The sequence below is a fragment of the Streptomyces sp. NPDC059455 genome (genome assembly GCF_042750115.1).
GTDB lineage: Bacteria > Actinomycetota > Actinomycetes > Streptomycetales > Streptomycetaceae > Streptomyces > Streptomyces endocoffeicus.
Genome location: NZ_JBHYVB010000007.1, coordinates 111,831 through 115,100, shown reverse-complemented (window position 1 = coordinate 115,100; position 3,270 = coordinate 111,831). Strand labels below are relative to the sequence as shown.

General features: G+C 70.8%; 3 protein-coding genes and 1 pseudogene. 2 read left to right on the top strand and 2 right to left on the bottom strand.

What is annotated here, in order from left to right:
* Positions 1–50 precede the first annotated feature (50 nt).
* A complete protein-coding gene (locus ACFXB5_RS04300; RefSeq protein ID WP_385202209.1) occupies positions 51–740 on the bottom strand; it encodes a hypothetical protein in 690 nt (229 codons plus the stop codon).
* Between the two features lie 208 nt (positions 741–948).
* Complete coding sequence (locus ACFXB5_RS04295) at positions 949–1,392, bottom strand: hypothetical protein (RefSeq protein WP_385202207.1); 444 nt, start codon at positions 1,390–1,392, stop codon at positions 949–951.
* Positions 1,393–1,481: 89 nt separating this feature from the next.
* Between ACFXB5_RS04295 and ACFXB5_RS04290 the strand changes: the two genes are divergently transcribed.
* Both ACFXB5_RS04290 and ACFXB5_RS04285 read left to right on the top strand, forming a co-directional pair.
* A complete protein-coding gene (locus tag ACFXB5_RS04290) occupies positions 1,482–2,639 on the top strand; it encodes a rod shape-determining protein (RefSeq protein WP_201851718.1) in 1,158 nt (385 codons plus the stop codon).
* Positions 2,640–2,860: 221 nt separating this feature from the next.
* A pseudogene (locus tag ACFXB5_RS04285) lies at positions 2,861–3,270 on the top strand (hypothetical protein); the annotation flags it as partial.

Sequence of the window (3,270 nt, the reverse complement as noted above, 5' to 3'; positions counted from 1 at the left end):
GTCGGGGCCTTCCCCTTGCTGTGTTGCATGTGGGCGTGCTGCCCGTGGGATCAGCGGTTGCTGATCCGGTAGGCGGTGCTGACCGCGGCGACCGGCGCGAGCGCCATGAAGATGTAGGTCAGCGCGTCGGAGTCTTCCTTCCACGACTTCCACAGGTCGCTGAAGTGGTCGAAGAAGATCTCGTTCGAGGAGAGCACCTGGCTGCTGGCGCCGCCGCCGATCTTGTCGGCGTAGTTGCTCATCACATCGTGCAGGATCATGGCGTAGCCGTAGAGCTCGCCGAGGAACACCGCGGCCAGGGCCAGCACCGCGCCGACCACCCACAGCCCCGTGTTGCGGCCGCCCAGCTTGGCGACCGCCAGACCGATGAGCGCGCCGACGACCACACCGGCGTACGCGAACTGCGTGACCTCCGGCGGGGTCTTGTCCGTGTTCGCCATCGCGCTCAGCAGGAACGCGTAGAGGAACGCGCCGACGACCGTGGCCACGAGGGCGGCGCCCACCGCCAGCAGCGGGTTGCCCGGACGCCCGGCCGGCGGCGCGGGCGGCGGGAAGCCGCCGCCGTACTGCGGCTGAGGCTGCTGGGGCTGCTGCGGCTGGCCCTGCGGGTAGCCGTAGCCGGGCTGCTGCGTGGAGCCGTACCCACCGGCCTGCTGGGGCGGGGCGGGCTGCTGCGGATAGCCGCCCGGCTGCTGCGGATACCCGCCTGGCTGCTGTGGTTGCTGCCAGTTCTGGCTCATGGAATTCCCCCGGGGATGAAGGTGTTGAGACCGCGTTCCGGGGACAGCTCGGCTGATGAGCGGCTGCGGGCTGGGAACGCGGAAGGAAACTTTCGAGCCATAAAAGTAACAGGCATGCATGACAATCAGACAAGTCGTGTCTGACGTCCGTGACATGGCTGGGACCGGACGGAGACACGCTGGCCCGGCATATGCGGATTCGTCGCCGCTATTCGGTGACCCGCTTCGCGACGAGGTAACTTTCCGCCCCCGCCACGGCGTAGAAGGTGATGTCGTTGCGCCCCAGGATGTGATCGCGCCAGTAGTCCGCCACCAGCCCGAAGTGCTTGATCAGGGTGTCCGCGGTGGGCCAGGAACTCTCGTCCCCCATCAGCACCGCGGCGCCGATCAGTTGCGCCAGCGAAACACTGACCACGGCCAGCGGTATGCCGACGAGCGCCAGCAGCGGCGCCCGGCCGCCCAGCTTGCCCAGCGCGGCGCCGGTCAACAGCCCGATGCACAGCGCCCAGTAGCCGACCTCCTGGCCACGGTGGCCGATTTTGCCCTGGATGAAGCCGAAAACCAGGGCTCCGAGCAGGGCCGCCGCGATGCCCGCCGCGAGGCCACGGGCCGGTCGTGGGGCCTGAGCTGCGGAGGAAGCGGACACGATCATGACCGCAAGGTAGCAGTGGCATGGCCGCACGGTGGTGCGAATGACATCAGTGCCGGGACAGAATCCGGCATAAGCAATAATGTCAACTTATGGCGCAGAACAAGTCGTTCAATGGGCGGGACATGGGTATCGACCTCGGCACCGCCAACACACTGGTGTACGTACGGGGCAGGGGCATCGTGCTCAATGAGCCGTCGGTTGTGGCCGTGAACACAGTCGACGGCAGTGTGCTGTCGGTGGGTTCGGCGGCCAAGGAGACCATGGGGCGGACACCGACGAACATCGTCGCCGTGCGGCCGCTGCGCGATGGCGTGATCGCCGATTTCGAGATCGCCGAGCGCATGCTGCGGTACTTCATCAAGAAGGTCATGGGCAGCCGCCGGCTGGCCCGTCCCCGTGTGGTGGTCTGCGTGCCCTCCGGGATCACCGGCGTCGAGCGGCGCGCGGTGATGGAGGCCGCCACCCAGGCCGGGGCGCGTCAGGTGCATCTGGTCGAGGAGCCCATCGCGGCGGCGATCGGCGCGGGGCTGCCGGTGAGCGAGCCGACCGGCTGCATGGTCGTCGACATCGGCGGCGGTACGACGGAGGTCGCCGTGGTCTCGCTCGGCGGCATCGTCACCGCGCGGTCGGTGCGGACCGCGGGCGATGCGATGGATGTCGCGATCACTTCCTATGTGAAGAAGCAGTACGCGCTGGCGATCGGTGAGCGGTCCGCCGAGGAGATCAAGGTCTCCATCGGCTCCGCCTCGCCCACCGGCCCGCTGTCCGTACCGCGGGTCTCGGAGTCCGTCCGGCGGCCCGAGCGGAATGTCGAGGTGTTCATCCCGGGCCAGAGCGAGGACAACGAGGACACCCAGGCGCTGCTGCCGCCGGACCGCTGCACCATCCGCGGCCGGGACCAGGCGACCGGGCTGCCGAGGGTGCTCGAACTGACCTCGGACGAGGTGCGGCACGCCCTCGCCGAGCCGGTGGACAGCATCGTCGCGGCCGTACGGGCCACGCTCGACGAGACCCCGCCGGAGCTGGCGGGCGACATCATGGACCGCGGCATCGTGCTGACCGGCGGCGGGGCCCTGCTGCGCGGCCTGGACGTACGGCTGGGGCGCGAGCTGAACATCCCGGTGCTGGTGGCCGACGACCCGCTGGACTGCGTGGCCATCGGCACCGGCCGCTGCGTGGAGGACTTCGCCTCCCTGCGCACCGCGATGGACGCCCGGCCTCGCCGGCCGGACGCCGTGCGGGTGTGACGCCTGAGCGTTCCGCTGGGATGCCCTGATCTGCCGTCGATCGTCTTGCGGCGCCGTCGTGGCTGGTCGCGCCCACGAGACGCCTCGGGGTGGCCCGGCGGTGCTCCCCGGGGCGGCGGCCCTGAGCGTGCGGCATCGTCCCCGGCGTGGTGGGCTGGTGACACCGCGTCGGTCCCGTGCGGCGCGGGCGGACGACAGGCGCGGGCGTCGAGGTGGTGGTCGTGGGGCGCGGCAGGATGTACCGGCGGGCGGTCGTCACGACCGTCACCACGATCCTGGTCGCGATCACCTCCGTGCTGTCGACGCCCGCCGGGGCGGCGGCGATGGTCCTGGCGGACGGCGGCGGGGGTCATGGCGCGGCCATGGCGGCGGCGCAGGGCCGCGTGCCATACGGCGACGCTACTGCTCAGGGCCGCGGGGCTCGCGGCGGTACCACGGCGGAAGGCCGGGAGGCTCGCGGCGGCACGCCGGAGGGCCGTGGGTCTTACGGTGGTGCCGTTCCGGCGGACGGCCGTGGGGCTCATGGCGCCATGACGGCGCAGGGCCGTGCGGCTCACAGGGCCGCCCCGGCGAACGGTCGTAGGGCTCATGGGGCCACGCCGCAGGGCCGCGGGGCTCTGGGCGTCACGAC

Coding starts and splice junctions, on each gene's coding strand:
- ACFXB5_RS04295 (WP_385202207.1), bottom strand. CDS start 1,392: ATGATCGTGTCCGCTTCCTCCGCAGCTCAGGCCCCACGACCGGCCCGT.
- ACFXB5_RS04290 (WP_201851718.1), top strand. CDS start 1,482: ATGGCGCAGAACAAGTCGTTCAATGGGCGGGACATGGGTATCGACCTC.
- ACFXB5_RS04300 (WP_385202209.1), bottom strand. CDS start 740: ATGAGCCAGAACTGGCAGCAACCACAGCAGCCAGGCGGGTATCCGCAG.